This window comes from Paenibacillus sp. F4, assembly GCF_002894905.1.
GTDB lineage: Bacteria > Bacillota > Bacilli > Paenibacillales > Paenibacillaceae > Paenibacillus > Paenibacillus polymyxa_B.
Map to the genome: position 1 here is coordinate 23,677 of NZ_POVS01000014.1, position 18,147 is coordinate 41,823.

An 18,147-nucleotide genomic window follows, 5' to 3' on the forward strand; every position below is an offset into this window, starting at 1 on the left:
TGTAAATATATATTACATATATATCAAATATTTTTCATTAAACCAAGTGAATAGTAAAATAATATAACATAATGATTCACTTCGAGGAGGCGAACCGCCCTGCATAAAGGCAACCGCTTGCTGAACTATGCATTATTATTGGACCCTTCCCTACCTGTTGGTGGCTTCACCCGTTTTAACGGACTGAAGAAACTATTCCGCAACGGACATTTGAACAGTCTACAAGACCTGGAGCATTACATGCTGGATGATTTGTATCCTCAATTTACAACCGTTGACGGCATGGCCATCAAAAGTCTGTATGTCGCCATCCAGCAGAATGACGGTTGGCGAATCGCTCTCATTGATAAGATGCTGCATACCCAACGTCCCTCCTGGCAGCATGTGAAGGAGTTGCGTCTATCCGGTCAGCGTCTGCTCAAGCTCGCCAAGGCTCTTTATCCTTGGCTTGAATTTGACCAGTTGGAATCCATACTCATTCAATACAATGCGATTGGCACACTCGCTACCGTTCACACCTGGATTAACTTCCTCCTCGGAAACGATGTAGAACAGACCGTGCACGGCTATCTTAGCGCAGCGGTGTCCTTCTGTGTGGAAGATGCCTTCAAACTACTCAATCCTCCTTATGAGGAAAAGAACCCTCTTATGGAGCGTATGACCAGCGAGCTGCTCTCCGCCTGGAAGAAGCTTAACCAACCTGAGCCAACTGCATCTCAGCGTCGCTTTCTTCACAGACATTGGTCCAGCTCCTACATCACTCTACCTCTTTATATGAGCCATAATAGCCAATTGGATGAACCTAGACTGTTTTCCTCCTCAGGTCTATTCAAACGCCTTCCAGCATCCCCCTGATGCGTCGTTTCGCCAATGTGGCCACAACACCAAAAACACTCTGTCCCTTTCCTCAGGTGGCAGAGTGTTTTTTATCCACATATAATCGCAATTCACACCATTAGCAGACTCTAGACGGATTATCAGAACCACCTAGCACTTAATTAAGTAATTAATTCAACAAAATGACGCATTTAAGATTGTAAAAACACGTATAAAAGTGTATCATAGTGTCAGATGGTTAATTCTAACATGTTTACTGATGATTATTATAACACACCAATTATTCTGCAAGAATCCGTAAGGGGCGATTTCTCTTGAACAACAAAATGCCTGTCACCTCCTTCGGGTGGGCCATCAAACAACGGCTTGTCGAACTTCGACTGGATCAGAAAACATTTTGTGAGACACACAATATTCCACCTTCACGCTTGTCCAATCTGATTCACGGCACCCGCAAAGCACAAAGGTACAGAAAACAAGTTGCTGCAATTCTGAACATCGACGATAACGATTATAAGGAGGCACCGCCACTCTAAACCCAACAAGCATTCCAGTTACATATAGGTCATTCCATACCACCAAGAAACCAAATAAACCCGTAAAGCGAACCTCTCCAGTTCGTTTACGGGTTTTCAACCCAGACGATCTTTAGCTAAAAAATTATTCCGGCTTTGTTTTATCCTTCTCACTTTTTTGCTTACGGTATTTCGCAAATTCAACATATTCTAAAATAAAATTCTGTTCTTCCGTCTCAAGATCTTCTGCCTGGCAATTGAGTGGCCCCATCACTCCAAAAAAATAAGCAGCCTTCTGCTCCTGAAGTACGCCTTCTCCTGGCTTAATCCCTTTCATTAACCAATCAAGCGATACATTAAAAAAGTCTGAAATCTGAATCAAATGGGCGGTACCCGGCGTTGTTTTACCTCTTCTCCAATCACCAAGATTCCCTGAACTGATTTTAAGTTTTTCACAAAATGCCTTCTTGGTCATTCCACGATCCTTAATCAAAGCTTCAATCCGCTGATAAATAGTTTGATCTCCCAAAATGTTTCCCCTCCGACACAGTAACTTTTTCTGAAATAATTTTCATTTTTCAGCCTTACTCATTAGTAATCCCCATCAAATCCTAAGCAACCATTACCCCATAGTAGAATTGCGCTGGTTTTTCTCTTTACGAAAGCGGGTAAATTCAATATACTCAAGTATAAAATTTCTTTCCGCCTCACTAAGCGGTTCCCCCTGGCAATTCAGTTGCCCTGAAGCGTCAAAAAAATAAGGGTCTTGCGACTCCTTTAGCACCTCACCCTGTACATCTCGACCCAGCATAATCCAATCCAGACTGGCATCAAAAAAAGAAGCGATTTCAATGAGTTTATTCGTGCCTGGCGTCGTTTTTCCTCTTTTCCAATCCCCGAAGTTCCCTGTACTAATGCCTAACTGCTGGCAGAACGCCTTTTTCGTCATTCCCCGTTCCTTGATGAGTTCCTCGATGCGATGGTAAATAGATTGCATAGAAGTTCCTTCCTCCCTAGCAGGCTCTCAAATAACGATATCATGTTCTCTGTTCCCATTTCAAAGATCACGTATGCTAAAATTACCGAATTATGTATGTTGGTTCCCATTATACCACAACACGCAACAAAAACCGCCTGTTTTCCGAAGAAAGGGCGGTTTTTAAGCCGGTTCACTTACGCCAATCACGTAGCAGAGTTGTCGATTTTAAGTAAGATATGCTTCAATTCATTCAAAGTTTCACTCAGATGCAATAAATCTTCTTCTGGCAGATACACCAGTCTTTCTTGAATTTTATTGGAGAAGGTATGAAATACCTGTTCACAAAAAGCATCGCCTTCCTGTGTAATCGCCACATTCACGACTCTGCGATCCGAATCACACGACTGGCGGTCAGCCAACCCATGCTCCACCAGTTTGTCCAGAAGAGGAGTCATGTTCGGACGTGAGACATTGAGCTGTTTGGATAAATCAGATACCGTAGACAAGCGCACCTCACGCAGAAGCAGTAATACCTGAAAGTTATTAGGCGACAAGTGTAATGGGAAATCGAGCGGACCGTAGGTGAAAAATTTCTTCTTCACAATCGGAAACAAGCCCAAAATATTTTCTGATATATTTCCTAACAGTTGAGTGTCCATATTTTTCACCGTCACTTCATAAGTTTATACTTATCATTCTATAACATTATGGCATTATATTATACTATGGAATCATTATTTCATCATAATCATTACTTTATTACATCACTACACAAATAAAAAAAGCCTCTACCGCGAGAGACTTTTCCGTTTATTCCATTGATGCGGTCGAGAGGACTCGAACCTCCACGAGCGTACGCTCACTACCCCCTCAAGATAGCGTGTCTGCCATTCCACCACGACCGCATAACAAAATATAAATGGTGAGCCATGAAGGACTCGAACCTTCGACACCCTGATTAAAAGTCAGGTGCTCTACCAACTGAGCTAATGGCTCATGCTGTTCATCCAAGCTGTCCGCCATTAGACCAGACCTCAGGAATTTCCCTTAAGCATGCAACATGTAGTCTATAAAGACAACAATGACCCGTAGGGGATTCGAACCCCTGTTACCTCCGTGAAAGGGAGGTGTCTTAACCCCTTGACCAACGGGCCTTATTATTATGCGCCAACTTGGCGACAAGAAAGAGTATATCAAATAGAATAACGAATGGCAATACTTATTTCTAAAATTTTAAAAAAAGCAGTTTTTATAAGTACAAAATGCGTATTTACTTACAATACCTTATCTCAAATCACTAAAATCCTGAAAACAGCGATAAATGATTGCAATATCACTTACATTTACTTATAATCACTTACAAGATACCGAAATAATTATATATCAGAGGAGCTTTTTATGTATCAGGAAGAACGAATGTTAAAAATCGTTGATTACTTACAGCTTCATAAGCGTATTTCGGTGGATGATATTTGTGAATTTTTCAATGTTTCACGAGATACGGCGCGTCGAGACCTCGTAAAACTTGAAGAACATCAAAAAATTATTCGCACCCGCGGCGGCGCTCTTCTCCCTACACTGCATCACGATCCAATTGGAAATTATAACGAAAGACTACTTACTGTATCCGAGGAGAAACAAGTGATCGGACAGCTGGCTGCCAGCATGGTACGAGATAAGGATCGTATTATATTGGATTCCTCTACCACCGTACAGGCGTGTGCAGAAAGACTGAATGTGCAGGAATGTTCGGTCATCACCAATTCAATCAATCAGGCTGACGTGCTATCTGGAAAAGACGGTGTCTCCATTCATCTGCTGGGAGGCCGCCTGCAAAAAGAACACCGATATGTATATGGCTCCTCCGTGATCGCCACTTTGTCTCACTATTTTGTAGACAAAGCCTTTATCGGGATTGGTGGTATATCTGCCCACGGACTAAGCCTGATTCATGAAGAAGACGGTATGCTGAAGCATCAGATGATGAAGCAGGCAGATCAGGTGATCATCCTTGCGGACCATTCGAAATTCGGAATCAATTTTCCATATCGTTTTGCCGATCTGTCTGAAGTTAATATCGTGATCACCGACAGATTGCCAGAACCAGCGATGCTGGAAATTTTGCAACATTATGATGTTGAAGTTGTTGTACCCTCATAAAATATGAAACTGCTTAGCTAGAACTCAAGATTTATCACAGAGATATCGAAAGACAGGAGTTGGAGAGAAATGAAACTGTTTGCGATTGATATGGATGGAACACTGCTGAACGAGGAAGGAAAAATAAGCAAAGTGAACGCGGAGGCTATACGCCAAGCACAGCAGCAAGGCGTTCAGGTGACAATCGCCACTGGTAGAGCCGCTTATGACGCCTGGACGAAGCTAGAGGAAGCAGAGCTTATAACTCCAGTCATTGGAGCAAACGGTGCAACCGTACATGATGTGCATCGTCGTCAGTTAACCTCTACTCCTATGGGCCGCAGTGAAACGTTTGAAGTGCTGAGCTGGCTGCATGACAACGACTTTTACTATGAGGTCATGACAGACCGCGCTATTTATTCTCCACAAAACGGACATCAGCTACTTGCTGTTGAAATGGACCGCTTGCTGAGTGCCAACCCGGATATTTCGCTGGATACTTTATTACATGCAGCTGAAAAACAATATGAACAGACTGGACATACCCGGATCGCTTCATATGAGGACATTCCACTGGATGTAGAGATTTATAACGTGCTCTGTTTCTCCTTTGATCAAGCCAAATTGGAGCGGGGCCGTGAGCGTTACCGAGGTTTTCAGGGCCTGAACATGGTCATCTCTTCAGACCGTAACTTTGAAGTCGAGCATAGGGATGCGTCTAAAGGTAATGCATTGCGTTATCTGGCGAATCATCTGAGCATTCCCATGCAGGAAGCCGTAGCGATTGGGGACAGCTACAACGATATCTCCATGCTAACGATGGCAGGAACAGGCATTGCCATGGGCAATGCAAAAGACGATATCAAGGCCGTCTGCTCCCAAGTGACTCTGACTAATGCGGAAGATGGCGTCGCTCATGCTCTGTTGAACATACTCAAGACAGTCGAGGCTGACACCGTGAAATAGACGTCATTGGCTGCGTACAAGACAGGCTAGCGCCGCTTCATGCTGTACGCAGCACGTCCCCTCTCCATTTAAACGATTTCAGTCCACCGTTATTCTCAAAGCAGATATAGACGAAAAGGACGCTCGCAAGCATCATTACAATGCATACGAGCGTCCTTTTTCTACTTAAAATACCAACGGAGAGAGAGGGATTCGAACCCTCGCACCGCTTTCGCAGCCTAACCCCTTAGCAGAGGGTCCCCTTATAGCCACTTGGGTACCTCTCCATGACTCCCCGAACAGGACTCGAACCTGTGACAACTCGATTAACAGTCGAGTGCTCTACCAACTGAGCTATCAGGGAACATTACTGTAAATTATCTTACAGTATGGTTAATTTACCATGATTCAGGGGGTGCCGTCAAGTGCCAACAGGCGTAGCTTACCTCCACATTTCCCACAGCGATACCGCTGAGGATTCATCTTGCGCTTGCGCATATACTCCTGTTTACAGGAAACGCATACTAGCTTGTAACGATAAGGCTGAGGCTCACGTTCTTTTCTTCCCGGCAGAGTCTGACAATGCCTGCTTCCTCCTACACGGGCCAGCCATGCTTTGAAGTCAGCATCTCGATGCTGATAGCCCATCCCGCGCAAATGCAAATGATAATGGCACAGCTCATGCTTAATAATTTTCTCCACCTCAGAACGTCCGTAAGCTGCGAGTTGATGTGGATTAATTTCAATATGATGACTTTTCATAAAATACCTACCACCTGTGGAAGACAGGCGCGCATTAAAGGTGGCTTGATGTCGAAACGGCACGCCGAAGCTCTCCAGCGAAATGCGCTCTACCCATTCTTGAAGCTCTTCATTACTCATAGAACGGTTCATTGAATGGTTCATTGAATCGCTCAGGGACTTGGACTCCATTCTAACGGTCTCCCCTCCATTGCTCCTTACTGACAAGCATATTATAAAATAACGACCGAAGTCTAACCCCCAATTCATAAGCACACTTTAGGTACCCACCCCATATGCTAAACATACAGATGTAACGCAGAGGAGGAGATCGGCTTGCCTCAATGGCTCAGCAACCAGCTCATGCGGGCCTTTTACAAAAAGGACCGGCGCCAAATTAAACTGTTGAACGATTGTTGGTTTTTTTATCATAAAGCACCTGGCGTGGAGTTCGATGCCAACAACGGGTAAAAGCTAAAGGCATCCAAAAATGAAAGCCGGAAGCTCCGATGCAGTTCGGAGATTCCGGCTTTTGTTATACCTTCACAAGAAGGTTGTACAGCTTTATTTAAAGTATTATGCCTGCGATTGCGCCTCTGCAGGAGGTTTCATCGTCAGACCAACCCTGCCTTTTTTCAAATCAACATTCAACACCCACACCGTTACGTTATCACCGACAGATACGACATCCATCGGATGCTTTACGAAGCCACTGCGCAGCTGTGAAATATGAACCAACCCGTCACTTTTAATACCGATATCGACAAACGCGCCGAAATCAATGACATTGCGGACGGTTCCCTGAAGCTCCATACCCGGTGCCAGATCCTCGATCTTCAGCACATCCTTGCGGAATACAGGCAACGGCAGCTCGTCACGCGGGTCACGGCCCGGACGCTGGAGGCTGTCCAGAATATCCTTCAGTGTCGGCACGCCGACTTCCAGCTTCGCAGCCAATTCGTCAATGTTGGACACGCTCAGTGCTTCCATTGCAGTCTTAGTACCCAGATCGTGAGCGCTAATGTTCAATTCCGCCAACAGGCGGTCTACGACAGCATAAGATTCAGGGTGAATCGGTGTGCGGTCCAGCGGATTTTCTCCACCCGGTATACGGATAAAGCCTACAGATTGCTCGTAGGTTTTTGCACCAAGACGCGGCACCTTCTGCAACTGACGACGGTTGCTGAATTTACCGTTTTCCTCACGGTACTTAACAATGTTTTTGGCAATCGTCGCATTGATCCCTGCTACATAGGATAACAGCGCAGAGGAAGCCGTGTTCACATCCACACCGACATGGTTAACGGCTGATTCGACAACGTCCTTTAAGCTTTCATCCAGATGTTTCTGCGACACATCATGCTGGTATTGGCCTACACCAATAGCCTTCGGCTCAATTTTGACCAGCTCAGCCAGTGGGTCCTGCACACGACGTGCGATGGAAGCCGCACTGCGCTCGGCCACGTCCAAATCGGGAAATTCCTCCTGTGCCAGCTTGGAGGCAGAGTATACGCTCGCGCCCGCCTCATTGACGATCAGATACGCTAGACTGCTGTCACCAATGTCCGCGATGACTTCTGCTACGAATTGCTCTGTCTCGCGCGAAGCGGTTCCGTTACCAATGACAATCAATTCGATACCGTATTGGGCAATCAGCTGCTTGAACTTTTCAGCAGCCTCGCGCTTCTTGTTGTTCGGCGGTGTCGGATACGTCACTGCTACTTCCAGCAGCTTGCCGGTGTCATCGACAACCGCCAGCTTACAGCCTGTCCGATAGGCCGGATCGACACCGAGCACACGTCGGCCCTTGATCGGAGCCTGTAGCAACAGACTGCGCAAGTTGCCTGCAAAAATGGAGATGGCCTGCTGCTCGCCCTTCTCCGTCATTTCAGCGCGCACTTCACGCTCGATAGACGGCGCGATAAGTCTTTTATACGCATCCTCAATGACACTGCGCAGCAGCTCCTCCACGACAGACGATCCTTTAATCACTTGGCCTGCCACGTAATTGTAAATGGAATCTGGCACTACCTCCAGACCAACCTTAAGAATGCCTTCCCGCTCCCCGCGATTAATCGCCAGAATACGGTGAGGTGGCATTTTCTTAGCGAGCTCACGATAGCTGTAGTAATTCTCATACACGGATTCTTGCTCCGCGTCCTTTGCTTCGGAGGTCAACATACCATGGTCCAGCGTATATCGGCGTACCCATTGGCGAATAGCCGCATCATCCGCTATATTTTCAGCTAAAATGTCCAAGGCTCCTTGGATGGCCGCCTCAGCGCTGTCCACTCCCAGTTCCGCATTTACATAGGACTCGGCTTCTTTCAGAGCATCGCCCTGCTTCGGCTGGCTCCAGATCCAGATAGACAGCGGCTCCAGTCCCCGTTCCTTTGCTACACTAGCGCGGGTTTTGCGCTTTTGCCGATACGGACGGTACAGATCCTCCACTTCCTGAAGTTTAACCGCAGAGGTGATAGCAGCCTGCAGGTCTTCCGTCAGCTTGCCCTGCTCATCAATAATGCGGATGACCTCTACCTTACGATCCTCCAAATTACGCAAATACACCACACGATCTTCAATTTCACGTAGCTGATTTTCATCCAGCTCTCCTGTCATTTCCTTACGATAACGCGCGATAAAAGGAATTGTATTCCCTTCATCCAACAAACTGATCGTTGTCCGGATTTGCTTGAGTGCCAGCGACAGCTCTCTCGCCACTTGTTTGACAATCCGCTCTTGGCGTTCTGCTTCGTTCGGCTCCTGCCGGATTTCCGTCTTCGTTTCCTCGTTAGACAAACCTATCCCTTCTTCCTCACAGCTCTTGTCATACACCATGTCTTTCATTATCACAAAAAATGATTCAAAGCGCCAGCAGGTGACGTTAAAGCAAGCCCTACCTGCATTTTTCATCGGACACGCAAAAGGACAGCGCCCAAGCGCTGCCCTTTTCCCGTTTCACTCGTCGTTCCATCACGCTAAAAATCAATCAAACCGAGACTGATTTGTAGCGAATCGCTCACTTTGCGCATGGTTTCTTCATCTAAATGGGTGATTTTGTCGGTAAGCCTTTGCTTGTCGATCGTCCGAATTTGCTCCAGAAGAACAACAGAATCACGATCAAAGCCATGCGTCGCCGCGTCGATTTCCACGTGTGTAGGCAGCTTTGCCTTCTGAATCTGGGCAGTGATGGCTGCTACGATCACAGTAGGACTAAACCGGTTGCCGATATCATTTTGAATGATCAGCACAGGTCTGACGCCACCTTGCTCGGAACCGACTACGGGTGAAAGGTCTGCAAAAAAAACGTCGCCGCGCTTTACGATCAATATGGATTACACCCCGCTAACTGTACGGCCCAAGGTGCTGTTTGCATCTTCCTCCGCGTGAAAGGCTTCGGATGCCATGGTTAAGTTAATTTTAGCCATTTCCATGTATCCACGCTGCATAGCTTCACGAATGTAACGTTTTTTACGTTCGCCTACATACAGCTTCATGGCCTGCCTGATAAATTCACTGCGGTTGGAATTTTCCATAGCTACGATCCCGTCCACTTCCTGCAAGAGATGATCTGGCAAACTGATCATTATTCTTTTGGTGTTCTGCAAATTAGCCAACTTCTCTTCCACCCCCAAAACCTTGTCGCCATTGTACCATTATAACGTTATTCCCGGTAATTTATTCAAACGGAATACAAGAGAATGTATATGATATTCGTATATCATCTATGCTGCATTCCATTATAAACTACGCAGTTCGTTTTCGTACAGGCGTTTGATCCCCGAAATACAAGTGTCAGCGGAGCCTGATGCGTCTTTTGACAGTTATAGCGCTCTTTTCTTTCCTTTGTACATATTTCGGGACGTTCTGCGAAAACTCCTGCTTTTATTCGGTAATTTGCGTTATGAAATTAATTCCAGCGGGTTGGAAGAAGCGAGTTCACTCGAACAACAGGAACATGATCTCGTGTGTATACACGCGGTACCCTGTCTGCGATCATGCAGATTACCTCATAGTGGATCGTACCAAGCTTGGATGCCAGCTCATCCGCCGCGATAGTTTCGCCGGACTGCTGGCCGATGAGAACAACCTCTTCGCCGGTTTGGATTTCTTCCGCATCTTCTGCGAAAGATTGTAAGGATACCATACACTGGTCCATGCAAATCGTACCGAGTACCGGGACGCGGCGACCGCGTATCAACACTTCGATCTTCCCACTCAGCATGCGGGAGTATCCATCCGCATAGCCGATTGGCAGTGTACCGATCCGTTCTTCACTGGAGGTCACGTACCGGGTGCCATAGCTAACTCCCCAGCCGGGAGGAAGCGTCTTGGTATAAACCACTGCCGTCTTTAATGACAACACAGGCAACAGTTCAATGGCTTGCCGGTTAACCTCATCAGACGGGTACAGACCGTATATACTGATACCAATCCGCACCATATTGGGGGAAAGAGAAGGGGTATCAATGGTGGCGGCGCTGTTGCCCGTATGTATAATGGGAATGGTGATACCTTGTTCCCTTAGCGCTTCCGCCACGCCCCGAAACCGATCATATTGTAGCAGTGTATAGCTTTTGTCTTCTTCATCCGCGCGGGCAAAATGGGTGTACATGCCTTCCAGCAGCACTTGCTCTAATTCGTTAGCCTGCCGGACAAAAGCCATAGCCTCTTCTCCAGGCAACAAACCCAGTCTTCCCATGCCGCTGTCTATTTTGATGTGCACCTTCAGCTTGCGTTCGTTTCCTTGGCGGTCCAGTCTGCGGATACCCTCCAGCACTTCCTCACTGAACACTGTCAATGAGATATCATGCTCCCAAGCCGTTTGTACAGCTTCCGGTGAGGTATAACCGAGTACTAGAATTGGTAGCTGAACCCCCGCATGACGAAGCTCCAACGCTTCATCCAGAAAAGCGACGCTCAAATAATCCGCACCAAGGCGTTCCAATTCCTTTGAAATTTCCACGGCACCGTGTCCGTAGGCATTTGCCTTAACACAGACCAGCATCAGCTTATCCGCTGGCAATGCCTTGCGAAAAGCTTCATAGTTGGCGCCAAGGAGATCCAGGTTGATTTCGGCCCGGGTCGATCTGTATTGTGCTTGCAAAATCCAGTCACCTTCTTCAATTGTTAGCCTGTAACATAACCTTTACCATTCGGAGTGTGGCACATACCTTACTTCCAAAGGTTAATGGTAATGTTCAGAAACGTGGCTGTCAATGGCAGGGGGCGTTTGCCAGCATCCTCTACAATGAACACGACTTACAAGCGATGCACATCCTAGACCGCGAATGAACAAAAGACGGATACGGGCGGCAGCAGAGTAATTTACACTCTAGACCGTCTGCATCCGTCTATAAAGTTTTATTTACCCGATTGATCCTGTATAGAAGCGGCAATTTGTATCATTTCGCTTACAGGCAGGTCAGCACTGGTGATTCTGAACTCGATTCCGTCATTCATCCAGGTCATCGTCTGCTGTTCGCTTCCGGTCAGAACGGCGAAGCTCCCTCCAATATCAACCAGTTCACCTGCGGCCAGTGCGACCGCCCGATCTTTTGGACGTGCCTCCACAATGGTATAATTATACGTTCCACTATACCGCAGCATCACGGCATGTGTCCCATTATCCTCCAGCTCCGGCGTATCCTTGATCTGTACTCCGGCTGGCGTGTAGGACGGCTCGATCAAGCCGAACTCACCCATCACTGCTTCTGCTGCATCTGTTCCCGCTGATGTTCCGTTTGCGGCATCCGATGTGCCTGGTGTTTGTTGCTGTGCCTCTGCGTTGGCTGCTCCATCCGGTTTGGACGTATCGTTTGTGGCAGTACCATCCACCTTTGCTTCCCCTGACGGCTGCTGGACTGCATCTCCTGCTGTTCCCTGCTCTTGTCCGGGTTCGCCAGACGTCACGCCAGTCGTCCCATCCATCGCACCGGAAGGATCAAGCTGACCGCTGGGCTCCACTGCTCCAGAAGATGGCGCCCCTTCGCTACCCGTACTCGTCTTACCTGAAGCCATATTCCGCTCCATATCAAAAGAGTCCTTGTCAAACTTCGTATCAAAAGCAAATTGATCGAATTTCAGATCAACAACTACCTTGGCATTCGCATCAGACACTTGTACCTGAGTGGGTGCATAGTCATTTTTGGATAGCCATATCTTTTGTCTCACCAGCGCATGGCTGTTGTAATTCGCTGCCACATCAAACACATAGGATTTATCGTCGGTAGCCAACTGACGGGAGGCATCGCCGATAATGCTGCGAACCAACGTTTCATATAAATATACTTGACCCTGATTGTTTGGCCAGTCGCTTTTGAAACGGAAGCTTTTGTTCAGACTGGGTGTCAGTACAAATACACCCTCATCATTACGAAGCACAATTTGCGTAACATCCTTTTTCTCGTTCGTCATGGCAATTCGGTAATAGGACGGCTTGCGGTAGGAAATATCCACCTTGTATTCCTGCGGCGTGTCGCCGGTATGCAGCGTCATCAAAGCTGTACCGTGGTAGCTGTTCAGGTCGCTCACCACGTCACTCAAATCTTTAACCACATCGTCCGCGCTCTTCTTGCCGCACCCGGCCAGCAGCAGCGTTACACACATGACCATGGCGAGCATCCATGAAATCCGGCGCATGTCATCAACCCCTTCAGCACATGTTTTAAATGAATTAGTACATGTCTATGAAGGACTTGTTCGATTTATGCAGACTGGCATGACAAGCTTGAACGTATCCTAATGATTTCGTCTTTTTCTCTCCTTCTAGCGCAATATCATGATCTGCATTTTTAATGCTGTCGTACCCCACGTAGCACAAAAATATAGCACCAATGAGCCACATGATCACCTGTACAACAGATAATGACAAAACAGAGGCCAGACCAAAATATAAACCAATGATTAATAACAAATCGACGGTCATCCCCCCAAGACCCACAATCCATCCATGCATGAATCCATTCTTTAGCCCTTGCTTCGTCATTTCAATGGTAATCGTACCTACAGGTAGTGCTATAGAGAAACCTAGTAAAACATATGTAATAAACAATGCCATTTCAAACCCCCTTTCAAATGTATAAAAATGATATTCTATACCATAAAAAATGACAAATCAATAAAATTTGAAACCTGAAATGAGCTAAGAACTCATGAGACTTATTTTGTACAAAATCGGATTCATTGACCAAGTTTGTCCATTGAGTATTGAGGAGCCAGCGCTTATCATTGCTTTTGTGATAATAATTCTCATTTGAAAAATTCTGAATCATTCTATTATACGGAGGTTGCTATGACCAACAAGAACTCGACAATCAACAGAAAATCTACTCGACAATACACTGCTCTGATCTGCCTATTCTGTCTTATGGGGGCGTTGCTGCTGGGATGCGGTGCATCTGACAATCAGACTGCAAGCAGCAACACAACAGCATCTGCAAAAACATCGGAAGCTGCCACAACTCGTGACTACACAGACTATAAGGGACATACAGTGAACATTCCTACGACTCCCCAACGCATTGCTTATTTTGGAGAAAACTACGGGGATTTATTGGTTTTAGGCGTACAAGCTGTAGGTACATCGACTTCTATAATTGAAGGCAAGGTTTATGAGAAGCAGGTTCAGAACGTGGCCGATCTGGGGTTCCCGATTAATTTGGAAAAAGCCTTGGAACTACAGCCTGACCTGATCATTACCGCCGATACGGATGAAAAGCAATACGCAGCGTTAACAAAAATTGCACCTACAATTATGTTCGATACCTTTGCCCCGTTAAACGAACGTTTGCTGCATCTCGGAGACATTGTGAACAAGAAAAAGGCTGCTGAAGATTGGCTTGCCCAATATAAAATAAAGGAAGCGGAGATGTGGACCAAACTTCACGCAGAGGGTGTTAAGGCGGGGGAAACAGCTTCAGTCTTTACCTACTATCCAGGTGACCGTTTATTCGCAATGGGACGGACAGGACTGTCACAAATACTGTATGAAAAGAATGGTTTCAAGCCTACCTCTCCTATTCAGAAAGCATTGGATGAAGACAAAGGATTTGTTCAAATATCTCAGGAAGTGATCGGACAATACGCTGGAGATCGGATTTTCATACTAAGAACACCAAGTTCAGAAGCCCAACAATCCACCGAACAGTTAATGAAAAGCAAGCTGTGGCTCCAGCTCCCTGCTGTCAAACAGGGGCGTGTGTATACTCAGGATATTGGCAAAACTGAAAGTGATGCTTCCACTCGAGAATGGCTGCTGGAGGAATTGCCCAAGCTCATCAAATAAAATTGGAGAAGCTTATCGACACTTGTTGATAGCTTCTTTTTTGTTGAACCTAAAGGAGGTATACTTATATATACATGATAACCATTCTCAATAAAAGGAGCAATACCGTGAACCAGTCTCCGTCGTCCGTATATCCTCCCCCGTTCAGCTCACTGCTTTTTCATTTTAAAGAAATTGCGTTGGTTGGTCAGCCTACCGATGACTTATTATCACGTCCCAATTCATATCACTGTCTGCTTATATTCATCGGTGGGACAGGTATGGTGGACATTGACCCAGAGCAGTATCTATCCCCTACAGGTCATGGGTATTGGCTAGTTCCAGGTGAATCCTATCAAATCGCTCCCCTGAATGGAACTGTACCCGAATACTACAAAATCACGTTTGAGGTCATCGCTTTGCCGTCAGAACCACAAGCGGACATGGCCTTGGCTGAACACGCATCGCGTATGCCATCCATATATCATGGACCTGTCCTGCCGAGACCGCGCGAATGCATCGTCTCCTCTTCTTCCTCCAAACTTATTCAGTTGACTGAAGAGCTATTTCATAGTACCCAACAAGCGGTACAGCCGAATAACCAGATATCTGTATTACGGCAGCAAATCATGTTTCAAGAGTTGCTCTTGCTGTGGCAGGAAGACCACACCCATATTGATCAAAATAATACCTCTAATCCGGCATTGCCAGCATCGGTAGAAGGCACTCTCTCATATATGGAAAACAACTATGAAAAGCCCATTACCGTCAAGCAGCTTGCCGAGCAGGCGAACGTTTCCATATGGCAATACTCACAAATGTTTCGTAAAATGACAGGCAAAAAGCCGCTGCATTACCTCACTGAGCTGCGCTTGAACCATGCCAAGCGGCTGCTGCTGGAATGCAAACGGCCTTTACGTGAAATTGCCCGTCAGGTTGGTTTCTCTGACGAATATTATTTTAATCGACGGTTTAGGCAAATGACCGGGATTCCCCCTGGCAAGTACGCACTTTCTGTCTCCGGATCTGTGCGCGTCAAGGATTGGACGGGCCACCATATTCACATTCCACGCCGAGCAAGCCGTATCATCTATCATGGAGAAACGATGGGCGATCTATTGGCATTAGGGGCCAAAGCCATCGGTGGAAGTCTGCGACTCAGTGAATACAGCGTCTATAAACATCGTCTTGTGAATGTCGCCGATGTGGGCCTTCCCCTGGATATTCGCTTGACCAGCGCTCTTGATCCTGATCTAATTATCATCGCCAATTCGGATGAACAGGAATATGAGCGCATTGCCAGTATCGCTCCCACCGTCACCTTCAACTCCTTCGCCACGCTGGAGGAACGGATGCGTACACTTGGCGCCTGGCTCGGTAAGGAGCGTGAGGCCGAACGCTGGTTGTCTACCTTCACAGCCCGCAATCTGGCAATGTGGCAGCAGCTCGGTACGCAAATCACAGCTGGAGAAACGGCCTCCGTCTTCATTTTCGATCATGGTGATCGGCTCTTTGTCATGGGTATGTCCGGATTCTCGTCGGCCCTCTACCACCCACAGGGCTTTCAGCCCGTTGAGCCGATCCAAAAGGTGCTCGACGCGGAACAAGGCTTCGCGGAAATAGATCCGAACGAATTGCCTGATTACGCCGGGGACCGCATTTTTATGCTTGTCCCAACAGCCCCAGAATCCAAACATACGCTGGAACGCATGATCAGCAGCCCTCTCTGGCGCAGCCTTCCTGCTGTACGTCAAGGTCGGGTATATTTCGTAGAAGCTGACCGCTGGAACTGGAGCGATGCCATGACCCGGCAAAAACTGCTTACTGCACTGCCCAAACTGCTTGGAACTCCATCCTGAGAAGCTGCCATTTTTCTAAAGATACTACATTAGACCATGAATGCTCCCATCTGCTTCCAGCGACATATGCTCAGCTGCTGGGGATTTGGGCAATCCTGGCATCGTCATAGTATTACCTGTTTCCACGACCACAAAGCCTGCCCCTGCGGACAAAGAAACGCTGGACACGTGAATGGTAAATCCCTCCGGTGCACCTAGCAGAGAAGGTTGATCTGAGAAAGAATACGGCGTTTTGGCCATGCATACAGGCAGTTGTCCAAAACCAAGCTGCTCCATACCGGCCAACGCCCGTTTGGCCGCAGGAGTGTAAGCTACCTCTGCCGCACCATAAAGCTCCTTCGCAATGACACTAATTTTCGCTTGCAAATCAAGTGTATGCTCATACAATGGTGCAAAATGGGCTTTGTTCTCCTGAAGCAGGTTGAGCAGGCTTTGGGCCAGCTTCTCTCCACCTTGGCTTCCCTGTGCCCACACCTGTGACAGTTCTACGGGTACACCCAGCTTGCGGCATTCCGAGAAAATCAGTTCCAACTCGGCTTCGCTATCTGTTACAAAATGGTTGACCGCTACCAGTACTGGCACGCCAAACTTTTGCAAATTCCGTACATGCCGATTCATGTTGACTAATCCAAGTTGCAATTGCTCCAGATTTTCTGCGTCCAGCTCATTTTTAGCTACACCGCCGTTATATTTCAGCGCTTTGGCGGTTACGACCAACAGAGCCGCATCTGGCTGCAAACCGGATTGACGGCACTTGATGTCAAAAAACTTTTCCGCGCCCAGCTCGGCCCCGAATCCAGCCTCCGTGACGACCACCTCTCCCAGCTTCAGGGCCAGCTTCGTACCGATCAAACTACTGCATCCATGCGCAATATTCGCAAAAGGTCCGCCATGCACAATAACTGGAGTTCCCTCCAACGTTTGCACCAGATTGGGTTTCAATGCTTCCCGAAGCAGCACAGCCATACCTTCCACCGCATGTAGTTCCTCAGCTGTTACCGTTTCGCCATCTTCGTTATAACCAATCACCATCCGACCCAATCGCACTTTAAGATCGTCCATATCTTCACTTAAACATAATACTGCCATCACTTCTGAAGCCGAGGTAATCAGAAAGCCACTTTCTCTCACTGCTCCATTACCTGACCCCAATCCGGTCACAATATTTCGCAAACTCCGGTCGTTCATATCAACAGCGCGTTTCCACACGATCCGCTCCGGTTTCAACCGCAAAGCATTTCCATGAAATAAATGGTTATCGATCATCGCTGCCAGTAAGTTATGCGCTGCCGAAATCGCGTGAATATCACCTGTAAAATGCAGGTTAATGTCTTCTGCCGGAACAATCTGGGCTTGTCCTCCCCCGGTTGCTCCTCCTTTCATGCCGAAGCAAGGGCCGAGGGACGGCTCACGCAACGCAGCAACGGTTTTATGCCCCAGCGCATTCAGCGCCTGTGACAGCCCGATGGTTGTCAGCGTTTTTCCTTCTCCCGCCGGCGTGGGATTCATCGCTGTAACCAGCACCAGCTTTCCATTCGGGCGATCCTTTAACTGCTCCCACAGGGACGGATTCAGCTTCGCTTTATATTTTCCATACGTCTCCAGATGTTCTTCTTCAATTCCTGCTTCCTTGGCTATATCAATAATCCTCTTCATCTTTCGTTATGTACCCCCCGTTTTATAAGTCTGACCGATGGTGTCAAACCCTGTATCGTTTTATTTTACCAAAGTGTGCCGCTTATTGCGCTATGATTCATTTCATCGCAAGCGTTGCTATCATGTGAGTTATAAAAAAAGAGCATTCCCCGGCCGCATGGACTTCGGTGAATGCTCTTTTGACACGTCTCGTTTTAACAAGCAGCTCTC

17 protein-coding genes, 5 tRNA genes and 1 pseudogene are annotated in these 18,147 nt (G+C 47.1%); 7 read left to right on the forward strand and 16 right to left on the reverse strand.

Annotated elements, in window-relative coordinates; translation table 11 throughout:
- Positions 1 to 117: 117 nt before the first annotated feature.
- Together C1T21_RS15310 and C1T21_RS15315 are read left to right on the forward strand one after the other, a co-directional pair.
- Complete coding sequence (locus C1T21_RS15310; RefSeq protein WP_103048854.1) at positions 118 to 855, forward strand: urease accessory protein UreF; 738 nt, start codon at positions 118 to 120, stop codon at positions 853 to 855.
- A 296-nt stretch (positions 856 to 1,151) separates the two neighbouring features.
- Entirely contained in the window at positions 1,152 to 1,373 is a 222-nt protein-coding gene (locus C1T21_RS15315) for a Rha family transcriptional regulator (protein ID WP_069291380.1), read from the forward strand.
- A gap of 124 nt (positions 1,374 to 1,497) precedes the next feature.
- Here C1T21_RS15315 and C1T21_RS15320 read toward each other — a convergent pair whose 3' ends face one another.
- The 6 genes from C1T21_RS15320 to C1T21_RS15345 all read right to left on the reverse strand — a co-directional run bounded on the left by C1T21_RS15320 (position 1,498) and on the right by C1T21_RS15345 (position 3,485).
- Positions 1,498 to 1,881, reverse strand: a complete 384-nt coding sequence (locus C1T21_RS15320; RefSeq protein ID WP_069291379.1) for a helix-turn-helix domain-containing protein — start codon at positions 1,879 to 1,881, stop codon at positions 1,498 to 1,500.
- Between the two features lie 93 nt (positions 1,882 to 1,974).
- Positions 1,975 to 2,349 (reverse strand): helix-turn-helix domain-containing protein, encoded by a 375-nt coding sequence (locus C1T21_RS15325; RefSeq protein WP_025722343.1) that lies wholly within the window; start codon positions 2,347 to 2,349, stop codon positions 1,975 to 1,977.
- A 185-nt stretch (positions 2,350 to 2,534) separates the two neighbouring features.
- Positions 2,535 to 2,990, reverse strand: a complete 456-nt coding sequence (locus C1T21_RS15330) for a MarR family winged helix-turn-helix transcriptional regulator (RefSeq protein WP_103048855.1) — start codon at positions 2,988 to 2,990, stop codon at positions 2,535 to 2,537.
- 163 nt (positions 2,991 to 3,153) lie between these two features.
- A tRNA-Leu gene (locus tag C1T21_RS15335) sits at positions 3,154 to 3,236 on the reverse strand.
- Positions 3,237 to 3,251: 15 nt separating this feature from the next.
- Positions 3,252 to 3,327: transfer RNA gene (locus tag C1T21_RS15340), tRNA-Lys, on the reverse strand.
- 86 nt (positions 3,328 to 3,413) lie between these two features.
- Positions 3,414 to 3,485, reverse strand: a tRNA-Glu gene (locus tag C1T21_RS15345).
- Positions 3,486 to 3,729: 244 nt separating this feature from the next.
- On the opposite strand from C1T21_RS15345, the gene C1T21_RS15350 reads away from it, so the two are divergent.
- On the forward strand, positions 3,730 to 4,491 hold the full coding sequence (locus tag C1T21_RS15350; protein WP_013309250.1) for a DeoR/GlpR family DNA-binding transcription regulator: 762 nt from the start codon (positions 3,730 to 3,732) through the stop codon (positions 4,489 to 4,491).
- Between the two features lie 69 nt (positions 4,492 to 4,560).
- The gene (locus C1T21_RS15355; protein ID WP_103048856.1) at positions 4,561 to 5,436 is read left to right on the forward strand and encodes a Cof-type HAD-IIB family hydrolase; all 876 of its coding nucleotides are present in this window, start codon (positions 4,561 to 4,563) and stop codon (positions 5,434 to 5,436) included.
- A gap of 177 nt (positions 5,437 to 5,613) precedes the next feature.
- On the opposite strand, the gene C1T21_RS15360 is transcribed toward C1T21_RS15355, so the two are convergent.
- From C1T21_RS15360 to C1T21_RS15370, 3 genes are all read right to left on the reverse strand, one after another.
- A tRNA-Ser gene (locus tag C1T21_RS15360) sits at positions 5,614 to 5,702 on the reverse strand.
- Between the two features lie 4 nt (positions 5,703 to 5,706).
- Positions 5,707 to 5,779, reverse strand: a tRNA-Asn gene (locus C1T21_RS15365).
- 44 nt (positions 5,780 to 5,823) lie between these two features.
- Positions 5,824 to 6,348 carry a SprT family protein gene (locus tag C1T21_RS15370; RefSeq protein ID WP_103048857.1) on the reverse strand — a complete coding sequence of 175 codons (525 nt, stop codon included), beginning with the start codon at positions 6,346 to 6,348 and terminating at the stop codon, positions 5,824 to 5,826.
- A 144-nt stretch (positions 6,349 to 6,492) separates the two neighbouring features.
- On the opposite strand from C1T21_RS15370, the gene cmpA reads away from it, so the two are divergent.
- Positions 6,493 to 6,627, forward strand: coding sequence for a cortex morphogenetic protein CmpA (gene cmpA / locus C1T21_RS15375; RefSeq protein ID WP_007429337.1), 135 nt, complete (start codon positions 6,493 to 6,495; stop codon positions 6,625 to 6,627).
- Between the two features lie 105 nt (positions 6,628 to 6,732).
- Here the strand turns inward: cmpA and C1T21_RS15380 are convergent, their stop codons facing one another.
- From C1T21_RS15380 to C1T21_RS15405, 6 genes and pseudogenes are all read right to left on the reverse strand, one after another.
- The gene (locus C1T21_RS15380; RefSeq protein WP_180984597.1) at positions 6,733 to 8,955 is read right to left on the reverse strand and encodes a Tex family protein; all 2,223 of its coding nucleotides are present in this window, start codon (positions 8,953 to 8,955) and stop codon (positions 6,733 to 6,735) included.
- 179 nt (positions 8,956 to 9,134) lie between these two features.
- Positions 9,135 to 9,485 (reverse strand): type II toxin-antitoxin system PemK/MazF family toxin, encoded by a 351-nt coding sequence (locus C1T21_RS15385; RefSeq protein ID WP_007429335.1) that lies wholly within the window; start codon positions 9,483 to 9,485, stop codon positions 9,135 to 9,137.
- Between the two features lie 6 nt (positions 9,486 to 9,491).
- Positions 9,492 to 9,773 carry a CopG family ribbon-helix-helix protein gene (locus C1T21_RS15390; RefSeq protein ID WP_007429334.1) on the reverse strand — a complete coding sequence of 94 codons (282 nt, stop codon included), beginning with the start codon at positions 9,771 to 9,773 and terminating at the stop codon, positions 9,492 to 9,494.
- A gap of 293 nt (positions 9,774 to 10,066) precedes the next feature.
- Entirely contained in the window at positions 10,067 to 11,263 is a 1,197-nt protein-coding gene (gene alr, locus C1T21_RS15395; protein ID WP_061829579.1) for an alanine racemase, read from the reverse strand.
- Between the two features lie 257 nt (positions 11,264 to 11,520).
- Positions 11,521 to 12,798, reverse strand: coding sequence for an outer membrane lipoprotein-sorting protein (locus tag C1T21_RS15400; RefSeq protein ID WP_103048858.1), 1,278 nt, complete (start codon positions 12,796 to 12,798; stop codon positions 11,521 to 11,523).
- Positions 12,799 to 12,898: 100 nt separating this feature from the next.
- Positions 12,899 to 13,216: pseudogene (locus C1T21_RS15405) on the reverse strand (LysE family translocator); the annotation flags it as partial.
- Positions 13,217 to 13,450: 234 nt separating this feature from the next.
- Between C1T21_RS15405 and C1T21_RS15410 the strand changes: the two are divergent.
- The gene (locus C1T21_RS15410) at positions 13,451 to 14,443 is read left to right on the forward strand and encodes an ABC transporter substrate-binding protein (protein WP_103048859.1); all 993 of its coding nucleotides are present in this window, start codon (positions 13,451 to 13,453) and stop codon (positions 14,441 to 14,443) included.
- A 107-nt stretch (positions 14,444 to 14,550) separates the two neighbouring features.
- Positions 14,551 to 16,281: an ABC transporter substrate-binding protein gene (locus tag C1T21_RS15415; protein WP_103049055.1), complete on the forward strand. Its 1,731-nt coding sequence runs from the start codon at positions 14,551 to 14,553 to the stop codon at positions 16,279 to 16,281.
- 24 nt (positions 16,282 to 16,305) lie between these two features.
- On the opposite strand, the gene C1T21_RS15420 is transcribed toward C1T21_RS15415, so the two are convergent.
- A complete protein-coding gene (locus tag C1T21_RS15420) occupies positions 16,306 to 17,937 on the reverse strand; it encodes a formate--tetrahydrofolate ligase (RefSeq protein ID WP_103048860.1) in 1,632 nt (543 codons plus the stop codon).
- Positions 17,938 to 18,147 lie beyond the last annotated feature (210 nt).

What these genes read in the sequence shown, in the direction of transcription:
- C1T21_RS15325 (WP_025722343.1), bottom strand. Translation starts at nt 2,349, where the DNA reads ATGCAATCTATTTACCATCGCATCGAGGAACTCATCAAGGAACGGGGA.
- C1T21_RS15410 (WP_103048859.1), top strand. Translation starts at nt 13,451, where the DNA reads ATGACCAACAAGAACTCGACAATCAACAGAAAATCTACTCGACAATAC.
- C1T21_RS15350 (WP_013309250.1), top strand. Translation starts at nt 3,730, where the DNA reads ATGTATCAGGAAGAACGAATGTTAAAAATCGTTGATTACTTACAGCTT.
- C1T21_RS15330 (WP_103048855.1), bottom strand. Translation starts at nt 2,990, where the DNA reads ATGGACACTCAACTGTTAGGAAATATATCAGAAAATATTTTGGGCTTG.
- C1T21_RS15355 (WP_103048856.1), top strand. Translation starts at nt 4,561, where the DNA reads ATGAAACTGTTTGCGATTGATATGGATGGAACACTGCTGAACGAGGAA.
- C1T21_RS15370 (WP_103048857.1), bottom strand. Translation starts at nt 6,348, where the DNA reads ATGGAGTCCAAGTCCCTGAGCGATTCAATGAACCATTCAATGAACCGT.
- C1T21_RS15400 (WP_103048858.1), bottom strand. Translation starts at nt 12,798, where the DNA reads ATGCGCCGGATTTCATGGATGCTCGCCATGGTCATGTGTGTAACGCTG.
- C1T21_RS15420 (WP_103048860.1), bottom strand. Translation starts at nt 17,937, where the DNA reads ATGAAGAGGATTATTGATATAGCCAAGGAAGCAGGAATTGAAGAAGAA.